Source organism: Actinomyces ruminis (assembly GCF_002154335.2).
Taxonomy (GTDB): domain Bacteria; phylum Actinomycetota; class Actinomycetes; order Actinomycetales; family Actinomycetaceae; genus Actinomyces; species Actinomyces ruminis.
This window is the reverse complement of sequence record NZ_MTPX02000075.1, coordinates 92,736-113,269: the sequence shown is the minus strand read 5'-3', so window position 1 is coordinate 113,269 and position 20,534 is coordinate 92,736. Positions and strand designations below refer to the sequence as shown.

General features: G+C 70.9%; 12 protein-coding genes, 7 pseudogenes and 1 riboswitch. Of the genes and pseudogenes, 3 read left to right on the top strand and 16 right to left on the bottom strand.

All coding sequences use genetic code 11. The features are described from left to right. Positions 1–3 precede the first annotated feature (3 nt). The 10 genes and pseudogenes from ribH to BW737_RS13935 form a co-directional block, all read right to left on the bottom strand. On the bottom strand, positions 4–480 hold the full coding sequence (gene ribH, locus BW737_RS13980) for a 6,7-dimethyl-8-ribityllumazine synthase (protein ID WP_086614455.1): 477 nt from the start codon (positions 478–480) through the stop codon (positions 4–6). Beyond that, entirely contained in the window at positions 477–1,814 is a 1,338-nt protein-coding gene (locus BW737_RS13975; RefSeq protein WP_086614454.1) for a bifunctional 3,4-dihydroxy-2-butanone-4-phosphate synthase/GTP cyclohydrolase II, read from the bottom strand. The genes ribH and BW737_RS13975 overlap by 4 nt, the downstream gene beginning before the upstream one ends. A gap of 2 nt (positions 1,815–1,816) precedes the next feature. After that, entirely contained in the window at positions 1,817–2,464 is a 648-nt protein-coding gene (locus BW737_RS13970; RefSeq protein ID WP_086614453.1) for a riboflavin synthase, read from the bottom strand. Then, positions 2,445–3,572 carry a bifunctional diaminohydroxyphosphoribosylaminopyrimidine deaminase/5-amino-6-(5-phosphoribosylamino)uracil reductase RibD gene (ribD, locus tag BW737_RS13965; protein WP_086614452.1) on the bottom strand — a complete coding sequence of 376 codons (1,128 nt, stop codon included), beginning with the start codon at positions 3,570–3,572 and terminating at the stop codon, positions 2,445–2,447. Before ribD ends, BW737_RS13970 begins: the two co-directional genes overlap by 20 nt. An 89-nt stretch (positions 3,573–3,661) precedes the next feature. Beyond that, positions 3,662–3,791: riboswitch (FMN riboswitch) on the bottom strand. A gap of 30 nt (positions 3,792–3,821) precedes the next feature. Next, positions 3,822–5,309, bottom strand: a complete 1,488-nt coding sequence (locus tag BW737_RS13960; protein ID WP_086614451.1) for a DUF1846 domain-containing protein — start codon at positions 5,307–5,309, stop codon at positions 3,822–3,824. A gap of 899 nt (positions 5,310–6,208) precedes the next feature. Beyond that, a complete protein-coding gene (rpsT, locus tag BW737_RS13955) occupies positions 6,209–6,469 on the bottom strand; it encodes a 30S ribosomal protein S20 (RefSeq protein ID WP_086614450.1) in 261 nt (86 codons plus the stop codon). A gap of 228 nt (positions 6,470–6,697) precedes the next feature. Then, complete coding sequence (locus BW737_RS13950) at positions 6,698–7,327, bottom strand: type II toxin-antitoxin system PemK/MazF family toxin (protein ID WP_086614449.1); 630 nt, start codon at positions 7,325–7,327, stop codon at positions 6,698–6,700. Positions 7,328–7,356: 29 nt separating this feature from the next. Beyond that, a complete protein-coding gene (locus BW737_RS13945) occupies positions 7,357–8,211 on the bottom strand; it encodes an ABC transporter permease (protein WP_257210871.1) in 855 nt (284 codons plus the stop codon). Between the two features lie 5 nt (positions 8,212–8,216). Continuing rightward, a complete protein-coding gene (locus BW737_RS13940) occupies positions 8,217–9,062 on the bottom strand; it encodes an ABC transporter permease (RefSeq protein WP_086614448.1) in 846 nt (281 codons plus the stop codon). Then, positions 9,062–10,119, bottom strand: a pseudogene (locus tag BW737_RS13935) (ABC transporter ATP-binding protein). The gene BW737_RS13940 and the pseudogene BW737_RS13935 overlap by 1 nt, the downstream one beginning before the upstream one ends. Positions 10,120–10,271: 152 nt before the next feature. Here BW737_RS13935 and BW737_RS18970 point away from each other — a divergent pair. The 3 genes and pseudogenes from BW737_RS18970 (at position 10,272) to BW737_RS13925 (ending at position 12,312) form a co-directional block, all read left to right on the top strand. After that, positions 10,272–10,757: a DUF7134 domain-containing protein gene (locus tag BW737_RS18970; protein WP_257210870.1), complete on the top strand. Its 486-nt coding sequence runs from the start codon at positions 10,272–10,274 to the stop codon at positions 10,755–10,757. Positions 10,758–10,933: 176 nt separating this feature from the next. Beyond that, positions 10,934–11,047 (top strand): annotated as a pseudogene (locus BW737_RS18965) (histidine kinase dimerization/phosphoacceptor domain-containing protein); the annotation flags it as partial. A 561-nt stretch (positions 11,048–11,608) separates the two neighbouring features. Next, a pseudogene (locus BW737_RS13925) lies at positions 11,609–12,312 on the top strand (response regulator). On the opposite strand, the gene trpA reads toward BW737_RS13925, so the two are convergent. From trpA to trpB (BW737_RS13895), 6 genes and pseudogenes are all read right to left on the bottom strand, one after another. Then, on the bottom strand, positions 12,309–13,169 hold the full coding sequence (gene trpA / locus BW737_RS13920; RefSeq protein WP_086614447.1) for a tryptophan synthase subunit alpha: 861 nt from the start codon (positions 13,167–13,169) through the stop codon (positions 12,309–12,311). The pseudogene BW737_RS13925 and the gene trpA overlap by 4 nt on opposite strands. A 1-nt stretch (position 13,170) precedes the next feature. Beyond that, a pseudogene (gene trpB, locus BW737_RS13915) lies at positions 13,171–15,460 on the bottom strand (tryptophan synthase subunit beta). Further along, positions 15,457–16,571: pseudogene (trpD, locus tag BW737_RS13910) on the bottom strand (anthranilate phosphoribosyltransferase). Before trpD ends, trpB (BW737_RS13915) begins: the two co-directional pseudogenes overlap by 4 nt. Before the next feature lie 48 nt (positions 16,572–16,619). Then, positions 16,620–17,270 carry an anthranilate synthase component II gene (locus BW737_RS13905; RefSeq protein ID WP_086614446.1) on the bottom strand — a complete coding sequence of 217 codons (651 nt, stop codon included), beginning with the start codon at positions 17,268–17,270 and terminating at the stop codon, positions 16,620–16,622. A gap of 1 nt (position 17,271) precedes the next feature. After that, positions 17,272–18,143, bottom strand: a pseudogene (locus tag BW737_RS18960) (chorismate-binding protein). Positions 18,144–19,193: 1,050 nt separating this feature from the next. Beyond that, positions 19,194–20,499: pseudogene (gene trpB / locus BW737_RS13895) on the bottom strand (tryptophan synthase subunit beta); the annotation flags it as partial. Positions 20,500–20,534: the final 35 nt, after the last annotated feature.

Below are 20,534 nucleotides of genomic sequence, written 5' to 3'. Positions count from 1 at the left end.
AACTCAGCTTCGCGCGATGGCGGCCAGCGTGATTGCCGTGCTCATGGCCGCGCACGCCGCCTCGTAGCCCTTGTCCTCGTCGGCGCCGGGGCCACCGCAGCGGGCGAGCGCCTGGGCCTCGTTGTCGCAGGTGAGCAGGCCGAAACCCACTGGCACCCCCGTGTCGAGGGCGACCCGGCTCAGCCCGTCGGTGGCGGCCCGGCACACGTAGTCGAAGTGGGGAGTGCCGCCGCGGATGACGACGCCCAGCGCGACCACGGCATCGGCCCCGCCCCGGGCGGCGGCAGCGGCGAGGATCGGCAGCTCGAAGGAGCCGACCGCCCGCACGACGCGCGCCCTCGCCCCGGCGTCCTCGATGGCGCGCAGTGCTCCGGCGAGCAGGCCGGCCATGACCTGCTCGTGCCACTGCGCGGCAACGACCGTCACCCGCATGCCTCGCGCTTGCGGCGCGCTCTGCTCCGGTGCCCCGGTTCCGCTCATTGTGCTGCTCCTTCGTGCTCGTGGCTGTTGGGGTCGGTGTGCGTCGGCAGGCCGCCGGCGCGGGCCGCCTCGGGGCGGAGCGCCGCCGCAGGGGGCGGCATATCGCCGGGCTCGAGACCCGCGAGCAGGTGCCCCATGCGGTCGCGCTTGGTGCGCAGGTAGGTGAGGTTCTCCCCGTTGGCGAAGGTCGGTGTCGCCCGCCGGGACGAAACGCGCACCCCGTAACGCTCCAGGCCGGTGACCTTGTCCGGGTTGTTCGTCATGAGTTCGACCGAGCGCACGCCGAGGAACCGCAGCACCTGGGCGGCGGTGGCGTAGCTGCGCGCATCCGCGGGCAGTCCCAGCGCGACATTGGCGTCGAGGGTGTCCATTCCCCCCTCCTGGAGGGCGTAGGCGCGCAGCTTGTCGATGAGCCCGATGCCGCGCCCCTCATGGTCGGAGGCGTAGACGAGGACCCCGCGCCCACGGGTGCTGATCGCCTCCATGGCGGCGTGCAGCTGAGGCCCGCAGTCGCAGCGCAGGGAGGACAGGACGTCGCCGGTCAGGCACGCCGAGTGCACCCGGGTGAGGACGTCCTCACCATCCGCGAGACTGCCGCATACGAGCGCGAGGTACTCGGCGCCGTCGACCCTGCTGCGCAGGGCGTGAGCCTGGAACTCCCCAAGGGCGGTGGGCAGGTGAGTCGTGACGACCTCCTCGACGAGCTCCTCATGCAGCCACCGGTAGCGCTCCAGATCGCCGATCGAGATCATGGGCAGGGAGTGCGCATCGGCGAAGTCCCGCAGCTGGTGGCGGCGCGCCATGGTGCCGTCGTCGTTGACTACTTCGACGAGAACGCCGACCGGCCGCTGACCCGACAGGCGCATGAGATCGACGGCGGCCTCCGTGTGTCCGCGGCGCGCGAGGATCCCGCCCTCGCATGCGCGCAGGGGGAAGACGTGACCGGGGTGGGCGAGGTCGGCCGGTACGGAGTCAGGGTCCGCCAGGACGCGAATGGTGCGCGCCCGGTCGGCCGCGCTCACGCCGGTAGTGATCCCGTTGCGAGCATCGGCGCTCAGCGTGAAGGCCGTTCGCTTGGGATCGGTGTTGTGTTCGGTCATCATGGGGATGCCCAGGCGATCGAGCTCCTGCGCCGTCGTCGGCGCGCAGATGATGCCCGTCGAATGACGGATCGCGAAGGCCAGCTGTTCGGTCGTGGCCGTGCGTGCCGGGAAGATGAGGTCTCCCTCGTTCTCCCGGCTCTCGTCGTCGACGACGATTACCATGCGGCCCTCGCCGAGCGCGCCCAGGGCGTCTTCGACGGTGTCGAGGCGGACACGGGTGTCGCTGCGCATGCTTACGCCGCCCCCTCGTCGGACGTAGCCCCCAGGAGCCGCTCAACGTACTTCGACATGACATCGACCTCGAGATTGACCCGATCGCCCGCCGCCCTCGCGCCGAGCGTGGTGCGGCGCAGGGTTTCCGGAATGAGACCGACGCTGAAGGCCGGTCCGACCGGCGCCGGATTGTCACTGGAACGGGCATCGCCGTCGTCGACGTCGACCACGGTCAGGGAGACCCCGTCGACGGCGATCGAGCCCTTGACCGCGACGTAGCGGGCGAGGTTCCGAGGCAGGGCCAGGCGCACGAGGTCCCAGTGCTCCCCATGGTGACGGTCGATGACGCAGACGGTGGCGTCGACGTGACCTTGGACGACGTGTCCGCCGAGGCGGTCGGCCAGGCGCAGCGCCCGCTCGAGGTTGACCCGCTCGCCGGGGGCCACGGCACCCAGGTTCGTGCGGGTGAGCGTCTCCGCCATGAGGTCCGCCGTGAAGGCGCCGTCGTGCAGCTCGGCGACGGTCAGGCAGCAGCCGTTGACAGCGATGGAGTCACCTGCCCGTGCGTCCCGGGTGACGACCGGCGCGGCAACCGTGAGCCGGGCGGAGTCCCCGACGGCGTCGAGCCGGACGACTCGTCCGAGCTCCTCAACAATTCCTGTGAACATCAGCGATTCTCCTCGGCGTGGTGGTGGATGGGGGTGATGGATGGGCGGTTCGCTCCGGGCCGCCGGGATCGGGGTCGCCGGCCAGGCGGATGGCGAGATCGTCGCCCTCGCCGAGAACTTGGACCCGGGGGTGGCGGAGCCGCACTATGTCGGCGATCGTCGACACCCCGAAGTCGGCTACAGCGGCGGGTCCCGCACCGAGCAGCGCGGGCGCCACGTAGGCGACCACCTCGTCGACGACGCCGGCGCGCAGAAATGCGGCTGCGAGAGTCGGGCCGCCCTCCAGGAGTACGTGCCGGATCTCGCGGGAGGCGAGGACGGCGAGCACGGCGTGCGGGTCGTGGTCCGGCAGTAGGAGGTGGTTGTCGTCGGCGAGTACCTGCGCGGTGGACGGAATGGGCCGCGAGCCGACGACGACGCGCAGCGGCTGGAGGTGGGGCGGAGCCGGCTGCCCCGCCTCGTCGCGGATGGTCAGGGCCGGGTCGTCGGCGAGGGCGGTGCCGGTGCCCACCATGATGGCGTCGCACTGGCGGCGCAGGCGGTGGGCGTCGTGGCGGGCCGCCGGAGGGGTGATCCAGCGGCTGGTTGTGTCGGCGGCGGCGATACGACCGTCAAGGGTGGCCGCGAGCTTCCACGTCACCATGGGGCGACCGGTCGTCACGGCGAGGAGCCACGCGCGGTTGAGTTGGGCGGCCTCGTCGGCGCACAGACCGCTCCGGACGTGGACTCCGGCGGCGGCGAGGGCTGCCGCGCCGCCGCGAGCCTGCGTGGTGGGATCGTCCTGGGCGTAGATGACGTCGGTGACCCCGGCGTCGAGGAGCGCCTGGGCGCACGGACCGGTGCGGCCGTAGTGGTTGCAGGGCTCGAGTGTGACGACGGCGGTGGTGCCGTATGCGCTAATGCCCGATGCGGCCAGGTGCGCCAGGGCGTCGACCTCGGCATGGGCGGTGCCGGCGCCGCGGTGGTGGCCCTCGGCGAGGACGCGGCCCGCGGCGGAGAGGATGACGCAGCCGACTCGGGGATTGGGGCCGGCGGGGGCATCGGGGGAGGCGGCAATGGCGATGGCGCGGTGCATCGCGGCCGTCTCTGCCGACGTGAACCAGGTCATGCGTTCCTCTCCCTCGGGTGCGCTGAGGGAGAGGACACACGGGTGCGGCGGCCAGCGGGCAGGTGGCGCGCGGCGCGACACCATGTGTCCCGTGTGCACTTCCCATCCGGACTTTCACCGTCGGTCCAGGAGTTTCACCTGGTCAGCCGACCGCAGGATGCGGACGGGTCGCGGACTGTCACCGCCGGTTCGGACTTACACCGACCCCAGAGCACACGAGATTGTCTCGTTGCGGCGAAATATACCGCACTACTTCTTCCGGTAGAGCGACTTCGTGGCGAAGACCGGCTCGTTAGTCACCTGGATGCCGAGCGCGCGGAAGATCCCCTCGTCGACGCTCCCGAGGATGGTCGAGGTGTGCACGTCGCAGCCGCGCAGGCTGCCCAGCTGGTCCAGCGCCCGGGCGGCATTGGTGTCCCCGTTGGCGGACACCGCCAACGCGATCAGGACCTCGTCGGTGTGCAGGCGCGGGTTGCGGCTGCCCAGATGACGGGTCTTGAGCGTCTGGATCGGCTCGATCGACTCCTTGGCCAGCAGGTCCACCTGCGGGTCGATGCCGGCCAGACGCTTGAGGGCGTTGAGCAGCATGGCCGAGGAGCACCCGAGCAGCGGAGAGGTCTTGCCCAGTTCGATCGTCCCGTCCGGCAGCTCGATGGCGGCCGCCGGCGCCTTGGTCACCTCGGCCAGTTCCAGCGCCGGTACCACCACCGGACGGTCCTCCTTGGCGATGCCGAGCTTGCTCATCAGCAGCGCGATGCGTCCGGACTGGACCGGCTCCAGCATGTCCCGCTTCTCAGTGACCAGCGCCTTGTAGTAGCGGCGGATGACCTCCTGCTTGGATGCCTCCCGGCAGACCTCGTCGTCGCTGATGCAGTAGCCGGCCATGTTGACCCCCATGTCGGTGGGGGAGGCGTAGGGGGAGGAGCCCATGATCTGCTCGAACAGGCGCGACAGTACCGGGAACACCTCGACATCGCGGTTGTAGTTGACCGTCTGCACGCCGTGGGCGGCCAGGTGGTAGGGATCGATCATGTTCACGTCGTCGAGGTCGGCGGTGGCGGCCTCATAGGCGATGTTTACCGGGTGGTCCAGCGGCAGGTTCCAGATGGGGAAGGTCTCGAATTTCGCGTATCCGGAGGCGATGCCGCGCATGTGGTCGTGGTAGATCTGCGACAGGCAGGTGGCCATCTTGCCCGAGCCTGGCCCCGGTGCGGTGACGACGATCAGATCGCGGCTGGTCTCGATGTACTCGTTGCGCCCGTACCCCTGGTCGGAGACGATGCGGGCGACGTCGTTGGGGTAGCCGGGGATGGGGTAGTGACGGTAGACGGTGATACCGAGCTTCTCCAACTTGCGCTTGAACTCGGCGGCCTGCTGGTTGTCGTCCGTCCACTGGGTGATCACGACGCTGCCCACATACAGCCCGTAGTCGCGGAAGGCATCCACGTGGCGCAGTACCTCGTCCTCGTAGGAGGTGCCGTGGTCGGCGCGGATCTTGTGCCGGGCGAAGTCCCTGGCGTTGACGGCGACGATGATCTCCACGTCGTCGGCCAACTCGGCGAGCATGACGATCTTGTTGTCGGGGGTGAAACCGGGCAGTACGCGGGAGGCGTGCATGTCATCGATGAGCTTGCCGCCGAACTCCAGGTACAGCTTGCCGCCGAACTGGGCGCGCCGCTGGGCGATGCGTTCGGACTGCATCTTGAGGTACTTGTCCCGATCAAACCCGATACGCATGCGTTCTCCTCGCGGTCGCTTCAATGGTGCGGCCGAGCGGGAGGGCGCCGGCCTGACGAATCGTAACGCCATCGGCCGCTGCCAATAGAACGGGTCCGGTGGATGGAAGCCCGACGCGCCCGGTCAAACTCCGGGGTCTGTGGAGGGGGGTGGGCCGCGAGACGCGGGGCCGCTGTGGATGGGGCCCGTCCGGTGCTGACGACGTCCTTGTGTGCCCGAGGACGGCCTCCCAGGCCCGAATATGATCACTCCACCGCAGCCTCAGCTTGAACGACCACGTCCCCAAACACGGAGCGCCGCTAATTAGGGGTGGTGCTGACAGCGCCGAGGCGCGCGCCGATCACTCCCGGCACTCAACGCTGGCACCCGGGCATCGCCTGACGTACGACTTTCTGCCTCACGTACGGTTTTCCGCCACACGCACGCGTTTTGGAGTTCTACGGGGTTCTGGCACGGGCAAACCTCCAAAACGCGTACGTGAGAGGCGAACGCGTACGTGAGAGACGTCGTGGCGTCTGCCGCCGCGTCGCCTGGTGCCGGGCCGCCCGCCCCTGCCTGCCACCGCCCGGCCAGACGCACCTCCAGCCCAGCCGCTCATGGCGCCGCGCCACCCCGAGTTTGGACCCCTTACGTCGGTTTGGACCTCTTACGTCGTTTGGACCGCCCCAGTTGCACACAACGGCGGTCCAAACAGGGGCAAGCGGTCCAAATGGACTTACACGGTCCAAACAGGGGACAGCGGTCCAAACAGGGGAGGAGGCTGCCGGCGCCCATCCTCCCGGCACGCAGCACTTAAGCAACACGATCGCGCCGCTAACCCAGGAAGGAGGCAGAAAAAAGAGGAGGGACGCCCCTCCGGTGAGAGACGCCCCTCCTCGTGCAGCTAGATGCGCGACAGGTCACATGGCGTTGACGCGCTTGGCCAGCTTGGACTTGCGGTTGCGGGCCTGGTTGCGGTGAATGACGCCCTTGGAGACGGCCTTGTCCAGCTTGCGGCAGGCCTTGCGCAGGTGCTCCTCGGCGGCCTGCTTGTCACCGGCCTCAACGGCCTCGCGCGTGCGACGCACGTAGGTCTTGAGCTCGGACTTGACGGCCTTGTTGCGCAGGCGGGCCTTCTCGTTGGTCTTGATGCGCTTGATCTGAGACTTGATGTTCGCCACTGTGAGTGAAGCTTTCTGGTGTCTGAATGGTCAATGGCCGGAGAGAGGGTTGGCGCCGCGGGCGGACTTGAGGTGGTGGAAGCACCCGGCAGGCCCGGTCGCCGGACCCCGAAGCCGGCCAGGCCAGAGGTCCGGGTGCACTCTAGCACCGGATGTGTCGGCGATTCTCGGTCGGAAACCGCCCGACGACGTGAGGTGCGTCGCGCCGTGGCCGGCTCTGGCGGGCGGTCAGGCCCAGTGCGCGCGCAGGGCGACGACGACGCCGTCGAAGGTGGAGCGCTTCATGGTGGCGCCCTCGCGGCGCACCACGCCCGGTTCGACGAGCAGCAGACGATCCAGACGCACTTCGCTGGGGCGGCCCTTGGGGTCCCAGGGTCCGGTGCCGACGTCGTGCCAGTAGCGTCCCCAGCGGGCCTCCTGGGCGGCGTCGAGGTCGTGGTCCTTGCTGGTCAGCTGGGCGACGACGAGCCGCTTGCCGTGCCGGGCCAGGACGAGCACGGGCCGGTCCTTGCCCTGGGTGGCGTCCTCTTCGAAGGGCACCCAGGTCCAAACCACCTCGCCGGGGTCGGCGTCGCCGTCCGGGTCGGGGGAGTAGACGAACTTCGGCAGGCCCAGAGTGGCGACGTCGTAGACGTCGATGCCGGCGTGTGCGCCGGCGCGGGAGCTGCGGGCAGGCGCCGGGGCGGCGGTAGACGTGGCACGCTTGGACGCGCCGGCCTGCTCCGCCGTGGGCCGGGAGGGGCTGCGCTTGCGCGAGTTCTCCCGGGTGGCCAGCTCCTCCTCGAGCACATCGGTGATGGTCTCCTTGGCGGCGGAGGTGAAGATCCGGGCGATCCGCTTGAGCAGTGGGGAGGGCATGGGCAGACCCTACCGGAGAGCCGACTCGGCTAAACCCGGGGCGTTGCTCGTCCGGCCATGTACCCCAGCACTGCCCAGAAGACCGCGCCGCCCACCGCGGACCAGGCCAGGACGGGGCCGATGCCGGCCCAGTCCAGGCCGCCGGCATCGGTTATTGCGCCAGAACCGAGCGTCAGCGCCCGCGTCACCAACGAATACGGCCACAGCCCCGCCACCGTCCGCGACTGGTAGGCCACGGCGATGCCGATCACTGTTCCCACCAGTCCCAGGGCCACGGGCGTGGCGAAGGACCGCATGAGCATCGACAGGGTCGACTGCAAGCCCACCAGCGGCACCGCGGCCACCACCGCCAGCAGCGCCGAGACCGCGAAGCCGACGGGTACGCCCCCGTCCAGGTGTAGGAACACCAGCCCGGACAGCCATGTGGCGATGACCAGAAGCATCTGCATGACCAGCACCGGGACCAGTACCACCGCGGTCTTCGCCAAGGCGACCGCTGCGGGTGAGTGCGGCATCGTGGCCATGCAGTTCCAGGATGAGCCCCGGTGCTCCGGGCGCCAGGCGGCTGCCAGGATCAGGGCGACGGCGACCGAGAAGAAGAACAGGCCATAGAACAACGTGACCTGGCTGGTCAGCGACTCCCAGGTCGCCGTCAGGGCCCCCTGGTTCATGGCGAAGTTGACGGATCCGGAGACGACGGCGAGCACCGGCAGCGCCACCACGATCCACCACACCGGGGACCGGCGCAGTTTGAGCGCCTCCACCGCCAACAGCGCGGGCCACCAGGCTCGCCCCATGGGGCGGTCGCGGCAGGTACCGGGTACGCCGGAGCGGGTCGCACGTGCGGCAGCGTCAGAGCCTTCGGAGGGGGAGGGCGCGGGCATGACGATCACCTTTCCATCCGGTCAAGTCGGGCGGTCATTACGTGGAAGCAGCCGGCGGCCAGGCACAGGAACCCCGAAATCCAACTCAGCGCCGGCATGACGATCGCCACCTCGCCCAGGTGAGTGCCGGTCTGGGTGACGGGGCAGATCAACGCCCAGTAGCCCCACGGCAGCAGGCGCGCCAACCACTGCGGCGCGAGAAACATGTACACGGCGATAAACGCCCCCAGCAGGCCGATCCCCACGCACAGGATCTGGTTGTCGACGACGGCGGCGAGCAGGATATGCAGCGCACACACGGCCAGGTCGACGGCGATCAGCCCGACGGTGTATCCGGCCCACACCCCGATTGGCAGCGGCACGGTGGCGCCGACGGCGCGGGCCACACCCACCAGCGCCACCGTCTGCAGCGCGAGCGTCGGCACGAGCACGATCGCCAACGCGGCGAGCTTGGCCCGACACAGCCGTCCCGGCGTCAGGCCCGCCGTCGCCGCCAGGTACCAGCCACCGTCGTGCTCAATGTCCGTCAGTCGGCTGGCTGTGACGGACACCAGGATCGGGGAGAACAGGGCGCTCACCAACGCGTACTGCAGCAGCAGCGCCTCCCAGGGACGCGCGGACGGATCATCCAGACCCGCCCGGGAGGACTCGGACAACGGCGCGGCGAACAGGACGGCGATCACCGCCAGTACGACGACGACCACCGCCAGGCGCAGACGCCGCATCTTGACCAGTTCCAGCCGGACGGAGGCGGCGAAGGAGAGGCGCTGCCCGGCAGTGGACGGAGACGTGGAGCCACCGCGTTCGCGCAGACCGACGGAGGGGGCGATGGCTCTGGGCGACCTGCTCATCACAGCACCCTCGCTCCGCCGGTCAGGTCCATGAAGACGTCCTCCAGGCTCTGCGGCTCGCGCCGCAGCTCGTGCACGGGCACGCCCTCCGCCACCAGGCGCCGCACCAGCTCGGCGACGGCGTCGGGCGCCAGCCCATGAATGCGCACGCCCGCCTGTGTGGGAGTCATGACGCTCCTGCCATCCGGCGCGGGCCCGGCCCCTTCGGTACCCCCGAGTCCGGCCAGCAGCCCCGGAGCAACCGCCTGCGGGCGGGGGGTGACCAGGAGCAGATCCGGCACCGAATGACGCATCAGCTCGGCGCGCGTGCCTGAAAGACGAGCCTGCCGGCCGAGAGAATGCCGAGCACACCTGCCATGCGGTCGATCTCATCGAGCAGGTGACTGGAGACCAACACCGTCACCCCCTCGCCCGCCAAGGACATCAGCAGGTTGCGGATCTCCTCGATGCCGGCGGGGTCCAACCCGTTGGTCGGTTCATCCAGGATGAGCAGCTCGGGCTCGCGGGCCAGCGCCATGGCGATGCCCAGGCGCTGCTTCATACCCATCGAATAGGTCCTTACCAGCCGGTCCCGGTGCTCGGTCAGACGCACCAGCTCCAGCGCCCGCTCCACCTGCGCCTGCTGCAGTCCCAGCATGCGCTGTACCAGGCGCATGTTCTCGGCCCCGGTGAGGTGCCCGTAGCCGGGCGGCTGCTCGATCATGGAGCCGATGCGCGCCATGAGCGCTCCCCGGTGGCGTCGGTCGAGCGGGGATCCGAACAGGCGGACGCTCCCGGAGGTCGGCGTGAGCAGGCCGAGCAGCAGCTTCATGGTCGTGGACTTGCCCGAGCCGTTGGGACCCAGGAAGCCGTAGACGACGCCGCGGGGGATAACCAGGTCGAGGCGGTCTACGGCGGTGCGGGCGGCGGCGCCCCTGCCGAAGGTCTTGGTCAGGGCGTGGGTGGTGACGACGGCGTCCGTTTGCCGCGCTGCGACGTCTCTTGCGGCGGGCCCGGGGCGGGGGAAGGTGGCTGTGTCCATGCCTGGCAGCATTCCGGTGCACGCCGCCCATGACATCGGGCCCGGGTCTGAAACTCGAGACCGAACCCACCACTGCACTCATACCCGGGTATGACGACCCGACTCCCGCCGTGCCGCTACCGTCGCATACCGGATGGCGGCCCGGCTGAGGGGCATTCCCGCATACGGGCGGAGAGGCGGAGACAGAGATGAACGACGACGAGGCGGCGGGTCCGTCGACACCGGGAGCGTTCAGCGGTATTCGGCGGCATCTCCCGCGGAGCCGTCCGGGTGCGGCAGACACGCTGCTGGCCGTCGGCCTGGCCTATGTATGCGCATGGAATCCGCCCACGCTCCTGGAGACGCCGACCGGCGCAGGCCTGCGCGCGGCACTGTTCGACTCTGGCGCATACGTCATCATCCTCGCGGTGTGCTGCGTGGCCATCGCCTTGCGCCGCCTCGCTCCGACCGCGGCCGTCGCCGCGATCGGCGTGGCTCTCACCGTCCACGTGCTGATCTTTGACGGGCTTTCCATCCTTGCGGTGGTCGCCTGCCTGGTGGCGGCGGAGACCTGCACCAGCCGCGTGCCGCGTCCTCGCGCCTGGGCCTTGGCGGCCCTGGGGTACCTGGGCGGTACGGTCGGCGCCCTGCGTGCCGAGAAGCTGATCGACCCGCCCACCCGGGGGCCCGACTGATCGTCCTGGCGGTCACCTGGGCATTCATCACCGTCGCCGTCCTGACGGGCCTGCTGCGACGACGCTCGCGCGAGCGGGTCGAACAGGCCCTGGAACGCGCCGGAATATTGGCCGCCGGCCAGGAGGCCGAACGCCGCCTGGCGGTCAACGCCGAGCGGCAGCGCATCGCGCGAGACGTGCACGACCTGCTGGGGCACTCACTGTCCGTCATCGCCATGCAGGCCGAGGGCGCCCGGGCCGTCCTGGTCACCGACCCCGATGCCGCCGCCGAAGCGCTCGCCGTGATCGGGCGCACGAGCCGGCGCTCCGTTGCCGAGGTGCACGGCCTGGTCGACATGCTGCGTGCCGACGTCGATGAGCCCTCGCCGGCTCACCTTTCGGCGCGGTCGGACGGGAACAGGCCACCGATCGGCCGGGCCCCGGCCCTCGATGACGTGCCAGGCCTGGTGGCTGGGGCACGGCGGGCGGGCCTGCCACTCACCCTCGACCTGCACTGCGACTTCGACCCGCCGGCCCCGGTGGGAGAGGCCGTGTACCGCTGTGTCCAAGAGGCGCTGACCAATGCGATGCGGCATGCCGACGGCGCCCCGACCACGGTCTGGGTGCGGGCGGAGAGCGGGGGAGTCGACGTCGTCGTTGAGAACGCGGAGCCGGCGTCGGCTGGCCCCAACACGGCGGACCACGAGGCCAGGCGGGGAACGGGGCTGACCACCATGCGTGAACGCATGGCGCGGTCGGCGGGCGCTGTGCGCCGGGGCGCTGGCGGAGGGCGGCTGGCGCGTCCACGCCGTCGCACCGGCGGCGCCGCACGGTGCCGAGGCGCAAATAGAGGTACGAACAGAGGAGAACATATGAGCAGCACCATCAGAGTCGCGCTGGTGGACGACGAACCGCTGTTCACCGCGGGACTGGCCATGCTGCTGGGTGCGCAACCGGATATGGAGATCACTTGGCAGGCCACGGATGGTTGTCAGGCACTGCGGCGGGCGCAGCGCGATCCCGCGGATGTGATCCTGCTGGACGTACAGATGCCCGGCCTCGACGGCCTGGCCACCACCAGACGCCTGATTCAGGCGGGAGCACACGGCCGCATCGTCATACTCACCACCTTCGACACCGACGGCTACGTCATGGGCGCCATCGAGGCGGGCGCCGCAGGATTCCTGCTGAAGAACACCCCGCCGGAGCACCTGGTGGAGGCCTTGCGCACCGTCCACGCCGGCGACTCGGTCATCTCGCCGGGGCCGACGCGGCGACTGCTGACCGCGGTCCGCACCAGCCAGGAGATGCAGGCCGGGGTCCAGTCCCGGTACACGGCGCTGCCGGCTGGGTTGACACGGCGGGAGGAGGAGGTGCTAGCCTGATCGCCCGGGGTCTGACCAACCAGGAGATCTGCGACCGGCTGTGGCTGTCCATGGCGACCGTGAAGACGCACGTGACCCACCTGCTGGCCAAGACCGGGGCGCGCGACCGGGTACAGCTGGTGCTGCTGGCACTGCGCACCGGCGTCGTCGAGGTCGAAGAACTGTTCGCCGACTCCGTCTCGCCGGACTAGCGGGTGGCGGCCTTCATGGCGGCGACGAAGTCGCGCAGCTCGGCCTGGAGGGCCTGCATGGCGGCGGTGTACTGCTGCGAGTCGGTGCCCGCCTCGGCGGCAGCCGCCGCCAGGGCCGGGACATGCGACTCCACGATCTTGACCACGGCCGAGCCGGAGATCGCCCCGTCCGCTCCCGCCTCGATCGCCTCGGCCACTTGCGCCGGTGCGGAGATGCCGAAGCCCAGCATCACCGGCGCGGCCGCGTCCTGCCGCAGCCGCGCAACTGACTGCGCGAGCCCTACCGTGGAGGAGGCCCGTTCGGTGCCGGTCACTCCGGCTCGGGACACCGCGTACACGTAGCCGCGTGAGGCCCTGGCCACCGCGTCCAGCGTCTGTGCAGAGGCCGACGGCGGGGCGATGTAGACGGCGTCGATGCCCGCGGCATCTGCGGCGGCGGAGAACTCTTCGGACTCGCGCACCGGCACATCCGGTAGCAGCACCGAGTCGATGCCGGCGGCGGCGCAGCGGCGGTAGAACTCCTCCAGGCCGATCGCGAAGGGCACATTGCCGTAGATAAGCATGCCGATGGGCAACTGAGGGTGGCGTGCGCGCACCCGGCCCACCACCTCCAGACAGTCGGTGAGATTCGCCCCGGCGCCCAGCGCCCGCAGATGGGCGCGCTGAATGGTCGGTCCGTCGGCCACCGGATCGGAGAAGGGCACGCCCAACTCCAGGGCGTCTGCACCGCCGTCGATCAGCGCCTCGATGATCGCCTCGGAGGCGGCGGGGGTCGGGTCGCCGACCATGACGAAGGGCACAAAGGCGCCCTCCCCGGCGTCGGCCAGGCGGGAGAACATGGCGGGATAACGACTCATCTCAGGCCTCCTCGGGTGCGGCGGCGGAAACGGCCGCATTGCCGTGGCTCTCGGTACGGGCCAGCGACAGGTATTCGGTGCGCTTGCCCATCTGCTCGACCATGGCGGCGGCACGGGCGACGGCGGAGTCCTCGGAGAAGCTGCCGCCCAGGCGCATACGCACCTGCTCCAGGTCCTTGTCCCCGCGCCCCGACAGGCACACCAGCAGGTGCGGCGTGGGCGCCTCGGCAGGCGTATCGCGTGCAATCTTGAGGGCCTGGGCCAGCGCATGGGCCGACTCCAGAGCCGGGATGATGCCCTCCCAGCGGCTCAGCAGCCGGAAGGCCTCCACGGCCTCGTCATCCGTGATGGCCACGTACTGGGCGCGCCCGGAGTCGGCCAGCCAGGCGTGCTCGGGTCCGACGCCGGATAGTCCAGGCCCGCAGACACGGAGAAGGACTCCTCGACCTGCCCGTCGGGGGTGCGCATCAGGTAGCTGCGCGCCCCGTGGAGAATGCCGGTGGTGCCGTTGTTGATCGGGGCGCCGTTGCGGGGCGTGTCCAGCCCCTCGCCGCCAGGTTCCACCCCGATCAGCCCGACACCGACGTCGTCGATGAACTCAGAGAACATGCCGATCGCGTTCGAGCCGCCGCCCACGCAGGCGATCACCTGGTCGGGCAGGCGGCCAGTCAGGGCCAGGATCTGGGCGCGGGCCTCGCGGGAGATGCAGCGGTGGTACTCGTGCACGATAGTGGGGAAGGGATGCGCCCCGGCGGCCGTACCCAGCAGGTAGTGGGTGGTGGCGAAGGATGCGGTCCAATCGCGCAGCGCCTCGTTGACGGCATCCTTCAGGGTGCCGGCGCCACTGGCCACGGGCACCACACGGGCCCCCATCAGCTCCATGCGCTCGACGTTGGCGGCCTGCCGCACCACGTCGGTTGCCCCCATGTAGATGGTGCAGTCCAGGCCCAGCAGCGCGCACACCATGGCGGTGGCGGTGCCGTGCTGACCGGCGCCAGTCTCGGCAATGATGCGGGTCTTGCCCATGCGCTTGGCCAGCAGCGCCTGCCCCAGCACCTGGTTGCCCTTATGAGCGCCACCGTGCACCAGATCCTCCCGCTTGAGGAAGATGCGGGCATGGCCCTCGCGGGGCAGATTGTGCAGTTCGGTCACCGGGGTGGGACGCCCCAGGTAGCGGCGCATGAGCTCGTCCAGCTCGGCGGCGAAGGACGGATCCGACTGGGCGTCGATGAAGGCGTCCTCTAGCTGGTCCAGGGCGGGGATCAGCAGCTCGGGCACGTACTGGCCCCCGTAGGGGCCGAAGTAGCGCTCAGCCGCGGGTGGGTGTGGTCGGCGTGCTCCCGTTTCGCCGAGGCGTCGCTGGCGCCGGCGGCATCCGGCTCGACGGCGTCCTCCGCCCCGGGACGTGCTCCACCCCGGGCGGGCACCGGCACGGCGGTGGCCAGCACCTGCGCCACCACGCCCGGGTCCGGGGCGGACGACAGGGCCGAGCCGACTAGCAGGGCATCGACCTGCCCGGCCAGGCGGCGCACGTCCTCGGCCGTCTCTACTCCGGACTCGCCCACCAGCACCACGCCGGACGGCGCCAGCGGCGCCATCTCTTCGGTGCGGGAGATATCGGTGGCCAGGGTGCGCAGGTCGCGGTTGTTGATGCCGATCACCTGCGCCCCCAACGCGGCGGCCCGGTGCATCTCCTCCGGCGTGGACACCTCGGTGAGCACCTCCATGCCGAGGTCGTGAGCCAGCTGTGCCAACTCGGTGTAGACATCGTCCGGGACCACCGACAGCATCAGCAAGATCGCGTCCGCACCCAGGTTGCGGGCAGCCAGCACCTGCACAGGGTCCACGATGAAGTCCTTGCACAGCACCGGCACATCCACCGCGCCGCGCACGGCGGCCAGATCCTCGAAGGAGCCGTTGAAACGGTCCGGCTCGGTCAGCACCGACACGGCCGCCGCCCACGGCGCATAGGCGCGGGCCAGGGCCGCCGGGTCATAGCTGGAACGGATGGTGCCGCGCGAAGGAGAGGCGGACTTGCACTCCATGATCAGGGCGGGACGCGGGCTCGCCTGTTCGCCGGAGCGGGTGCGCAGCGCGTCGGCGAAAGAGTGCTGGGAGGGTTCCAATTCCTCGGCGCGCAGGTGCCCGAAGCGAGCGCGCAGCTCGGGCAGGCGCTTGCGCCGGGAGGCCACAATCGAGTCCAGGACGGTGCCGGTGGCGATCAGCCGCTCGTCCACCGGCCGCCGCTGCGGGCGCTCGGAGAGTCCGGCATCGGGGCGGTCGGCGGTCATCGGGCCTCACCGTCCGCGCCGTCGGCCTTGGTCATGGAGGCCAGGTGCTCGGCCACCCGGCCGCTGGCCAGCTGGTCCAGCGCCATGCGGGTGCCGTCGGCCAGGTTGTCGGCAGGACCCGCGAGGTACAGCAGCGCCCCGGCGTTGACGGCGATGGCGTCACGGTGTGCCGGCTCGCCCCGGCCGGAGAACACCTCCCGCAGCAGAGCGGCGTTCTCCTCCGGCTCACCGCCCAGGATGTCGTCGAGTGCGTAGGTGGATACCCCCAGCTCCTCGGGCGTGACCTCGTAGGCCTTGACCCCCCGCGGGGTGGCCTCGCGCACCTGGGTGGTGCCGTGGACGGCGATCTCATCGGTGCCCGCGCCGTGCACGATGAGGGCGCGCTTGCGGCCCAGCTTGACCATGGTCTCGGCGATCATGTCCAGGATGTCCGGGTCGGCCACGCCCATGAGCTGGTAGGTCAGGTGGGCGGGGTTGAGCAGGGGGCCCAGGACGTTGAAGATCGTCGGCGTGGCCAGGGCCTTGCGGATCGGGGCGACGTGCCGCATGGCCGGGTGGTACGCCTGGGCGAACAGGAAGGTGAAGTGGTCCCGGGCCAGGATCTCCACCGCCTGCTCGGGGGACACGTCCAGGGGCAGGCCCAGGGCGGCGACGACGTCTGCGGCCCCGGTCTTGGAGGAGACGGCCCGGTTGCCGTGCTTGGCCACCGACACGCCCATGGAGCGGCCACGATGCCGGCGCCGGTGGAGATGTTGATGGTGCCCACCCCGTCGCCGCCGGTGCCGACGACGTCCACCAGTGGGAAGGTGACCTCGGGGAAGGGGCGAGCCGCCTCACGGAAGGCGCTCGCGGCGCCGGCAACCTCGTCGGCGGTCTCGCCGCGGGCGTGCAGGGCTGCCAGCAGGGCGGCGGTCTCGGCCGCGGACAGGTCGCCGGCGCCGAGCGCGGCGAAGACGATGCCGGTCTCGTCCTGGCTCAGGCGCTTGCCCTGGATGACGCCGCGCAGCAGGCGGTGGGCGTCCTCGGCGTCGGCGATTGCGGCGGCCGAGGAATTTGCGGGGGCATTCGCCGGGGTATGCATGGCGTTGTTCTCGGCGGGTGCGGGGGTCATGGTGTGCTCCTCAAAGATGAATCGTGTGGTTGTTCGATGGCTGTGGCTTCAAGCGGAGGCCGCGGCGGCCAGATCCGCGGTGAGTGCATGCAGGATGCCGGGGCCGTGCGGCGTCAGCACCGACTCGGGGTGGAATTGGAGACCGACGACGGGACGGGTGCGGTGGCGGGCCGCCATGACCACGCCGGGCCCGGCGGGATCGTCGGCTCCGGTCACCGCCAGCGGGGCGAGTGCCCCGGGCAGCTCGCGGGTGCCCAGGGAGTGGTAGCGGGCCACATCCAGACGGCCGTCGGGCAGGTCCTGGAAGGCCGGGTCGGTGCGGCCGGCGTCGGTCAGTTCCACGCGCACGCTGCGGCCGTGTACGGGGCCGACCCGCCCGATGCTTCCGCCGCAGGCCTCGACGATCGCCTGGAAGCCCAGGCAGATGCCGAGCGTGGGGATGCCGCGCTCCAGGGCGGCCTCGATCAGCTCCATCAGGCTGCCGGAGGTGCGTGGGTGGCCGGGACCGGGGGATAGGCACAGCACCGGACGCTCGCCCCCGGCGTGGGCGGTGCCGCCGTCATCGGGGGCGAGCGCGCGCAGCACCGTGGCGGCCGGGGCCGTGTTGCGGTAGACCTCGATGCCCGCCCCGAGGGAGGCGAACTGGTCCACCAGGTTGTAGACGAAGGAGTCGCGGTTGTCGAGCAGGACCACGTGCATCTCAGCGCCCCCCTTTCCCCATGTCAGGTGCCGTGGCCGCGGGGACGGGGGCGTCGCCCGCGCCGGAGTCGATGACTAGCTGTGCCCCCTGGGCGGCGGCCACAGCGGCCAGCACCGCACTGGCCTTGTGCACGGTCTCGGCGGCCTCCGCGGCGGGCACCGAGTCGGCGACCACCCCCGCCCCGGCCTGCACCAGCGCCGTGCCCTCGCGCACGAAGGCGGAGCGGATCACGATGCAGGTGTCCAGCTCGCCGTCGCCCCGGAAGTAGCCGACCGAGCCGCCGTAGCTGCCGCGGCGCACCCCCTCGGCGCCGCGAATGAGTTCGGCGGCGCGCAGCTTGGGCCCCGGTGAGCGTGCCCATGGTCATGGAGGCGCGGAAGGCGTCCAGGGCGTCCAGGTCCGGGGCCAGCTTCCCGGACACCTCCGAGACCAGGTGCATGACTCGGCTGTAGCGGTCCACGCGCAGCAGGTCCTCGACTGCGGGTGCCGGGGACCGACACGCGGGCGACGTCGTTGCGGGCCAGGTCCACCAGCATGACGTGCTCGGCGACCTCCTTGGCATCGGTGCGCAGCTCCAGCTCCAGGCGGGTGTCCCGCTCGTGGTCCACGGCGCCGTCGGGGGCAAGACCGCGGGGGCGAGTGCCGGCGATGGGGCGGATGGCGACCTGCCCGGTCTTGGCCGAGTGCAGCAGGGCGGACTCCGGGGAGGCGCCCAGGAGCTCGAAGTCCGGGGCGCCCACGTAGAACATGTACGGGCTCGGGTTGGACTCGCGCAGTGCGTGGTAGGCGGCCAGCGCATCCGGGCACGGCAGGGCGAAGCCGCGCGCAGGCACCACCTGGTAGACGTCGCCGGCGGCGATCGACTCCTTCATGGTCTCCACCACGGCGGCGTACTCGGCGTCGGACTGGGTGGGTACGGCGTGCAGCGCCGGGCGGCCGACGCCATCGGGGCCGGTGCGCGCGGGGGCCAGCACAGGTTCCTGCCCGACGGCCGCGGCCTGATCGGCGAGCGCGTCCGCGGCGGCGCCCAGTGCTTCCAGCCGAGCGGCCAGGCCCGCGGTGTCCACCGAGGCGCCCACCAGCGTGGCGGTGCGGGTGGGATGGTCGATCACCAGGATGATGCGGGCGTCGTAGAAGAGGTAGTCGGGGCAGGTATTCGCGCCCATCGCCACTTCGGGCAGGGCCTCGAAGGTGGCCAGGTAGTCGAAGGCGAACACGCCCGCCTCCAGTGGCAGGTGCGGGTGGTCGACCTCGGTCGCCGCGAGTGCGCGCAGCGGCTCAATGGTGGAGATGGCCTTGAGCCGGTCGCGCTCCTCCACGTCGCCCGGGGCGGCCGGGAAGGCGAGGGTGAGCGTCTGGTCGGCGTCGGCGGTGACATATTCGGCCAGGGCGGTGCGCAAGCGGTCCAGGGCGGCGGCGCCGTCGGCGGGCGCCTGGGGGAGCGCCTCGGCGACGACGCTCCGTCCCTGGCAGGTCAGGCGGGCCGAGGCCTCCAGGACGGCGATGGTGGTGCGCGAGACCTTGGTGGCGATGTCGACGGACTCCAGCAGCACGGCGTCGAGGGGACGCGGGTTCCCGGCGGTGTCCGGCGCGGTGGCGATCAGACCGCGGCGCGCCAAATGATCCAGCAGGGCGCCGCCGTCGTGTTGGTAGCGCACCGACCGCGTCAGCACGGCGGGTGGGGGAAGCGTCATGGGGTGCCTTCCTGTTCGTGCCACCGGCAGAACCCGCCCCGAATGCGAAGAGCCCGCCTGGTGGCGAGCTCTTATGATCCGGCGCCGGCTATGCGGCGTGAGTGGCTCGCCCATTGGGGAGCCACCACCACTGGCGGGTACGGAACGCGGTCATGGGGGAACAGTAGAACGGGAGCCCGGCAGTGCCAAATCGGTGACGAGAATTTGAGACGGACGGCTCTAGAGCGTCAGGTGCTCACGCACCTCGTCCATGTCCTTGTCGCCCCGGCCGGACAGGTTCACCAGCAGCAGCGGTGCGGGCTCGCCGGGCGTCCGCTCGGCGTGCTCGCGGGCGAGCTTGAGCGCCTGGGCGACGCGTGCGCCGACTCCATGGCCGGATGATGCCCTCGTGCCGACTCAACAGGCGGAAGGCCTCCAGCGCCTCGGCGTCGGTGACGGCCACGTACTCGGCCCGCCCGGTGTCCGCCAGATAAGCGTGCTCGGGTCCCACCGACGGGTAGTCGAGCCCGGCGGAGACCGAGTGGGAGGGCAGGACGGTGCCGTCGTCATCGAGCATGACGAAGGAGCGCATGCCGTGCAGCACTCCGGTGCGGCCGGCGTTGATGGGGGCGCCGTGCTCACCGGTGGCCAGGCCTCGTCCGGCAGGCTCCACGCCGATCAGTTGCACGGAGGGGTCATCCAGGTAGGCGGCGAAGGCGCCGATCGCATTGGACCCCCCGCCGACGGCGGCGATCACGGCGTCGGGCAGAGTGCCGTAGCGCGCGAGCACCTGGCGGCGGGACTCGGCGGAGATGACCTGCTGGAAGTGCCGCACGATCGTGGGGAAGGGGTGCGGTCCGGTGGCCGACCCCATCAGGTAGAAGGTGTCCTCCAGACGGGTGCACCACTCCGCCAGGGCGGCGTCGATCGCGTCCTTCAGGCCCGCCTGCCCGGCGGCTACCGGAACCACGGTGGCGCCCATCAGCTTCATGCGCTCCACGTTCGGGCGCTGGCGCTCGACGTCGTGCGCGCCCATGTAGATGGTGCACTCCATGCCCATCAGCGCGGCCACCATGGCGGTGGCGGTGCCGTGCTGGCCGGCGCCGGTCTCCGCGATCAGGCGCCGCTTGCCCATGCGCTTGGCCAGCAGTGCCTGGCCAAGGGCGTTGTTCCCCTTGTGCGCGCCGCCATGGGCCAGGTCCTCACGCTTGAGCAGGATGCGGGCGCCGCCGGTCAGCGGCAGGTGACGGCATTCGAAGATGGGGGTCTCCCGGCCCAGGTAGGTGGCGCGCAGATCCTCCAGCTCCGCCTCGAAGGCGGGGTCGGCTACGGCCTCGGCGTACGCGGCCTCGAGCTCGTCAAGGGCGGGCAGCAGCTCGGCGGGGACCTCCTGGCCGCCGAAGCGCCCGAAGTAGGCGGGCAGGAGCGTCTCGCGCGGCACGTCCGCACCGGGCGGGGGAGGCGTGTAGCCCGGGGCGTCGGGTCCGAGCGGCCCGGTGGGCACGCGGTTGGCGGTGGGGGCCGCCCCGGGCAGGACGGTGTCTGATTCGGCGGGGGTGCGCATGGGTGCCTCCTTGCTGTCTCCACCGC

Coding starts and splice junctions, on each gene's coding strand:
- ribH (WP_086614455.1), bottom strand. CDS start 480: ATGAGCGGAACCGGGGCACCGGAGCAGAGCGCGCCGCAAGCGCGAGGC.
- BW737_RS13975 (WP_086614454.1), bottom strand. CDS start 1,814: ATGCGCAGCGACACCCGTGTCCGCCTCGACACCGTCGAAGACGCCCTG.
- BW737_RS13970 (WP_086614453.1), bottom strand. CDS start 2,464: ATGTTCACAGGAATTGTTGAGGAGCTCGGACGAGTCGTCCGGCTCGAC.
- ribD (WP_086614452.1), bottom strand. CDS start 3,572: ATGACCTGGTTCACGTCGGCAGAGACGGCCGCGATGCACCGCGCCATC.
- BW737_RS13960 (WP_086614451.1), bottom strand. CDS start 5,309: ATGCGTATCGGGTTTGATCGGGACAAGTACCTCAAGATGCAGTCCGAA.
- BW737_RS13950 (WP_086614449.1), bottom strand. CDS start 7,327: ATGCCCTCCCCACTGCTCAAGCGGATCGCCCGGATCTTCACCTCCGCC.
- BW737_RS13945 (WP_257210871.1), bottom strand. CDS start 8,211: ATGCCCGCGCCCTCCCCCTCCGAAGGCTCTGACGCTGCCGCACGTGCG.
- BW737_RS13940 (WP_086614448.1), bottom strand. CDS start 9,062: ATGAGCAGGTCGCCCAGAGCCATCGCCCCCTCCGTCGGTCTGCGCGAA.
- BW737_RS18970 (WP_257210870.1), top strand. CDS start 10,272: ATGAACGACGACGAGGCGGCGGGTCCGTCGACACCGGGAGCGTTCAGC.
- trpA (WP_086614447.1), bottom strand. CDS start 13,169: ATGAGTCGTTATCCCGCCATGTTCTCCCGCCTGGCCGACGCCGGGGAG.
- BW737_RS13905 (WP_086614446.1), bottom strand. CDS start 17,270: ATGCACGTGGTCCTGCTCGACAACCGCGACTCCTTCGTCTACAACCTG.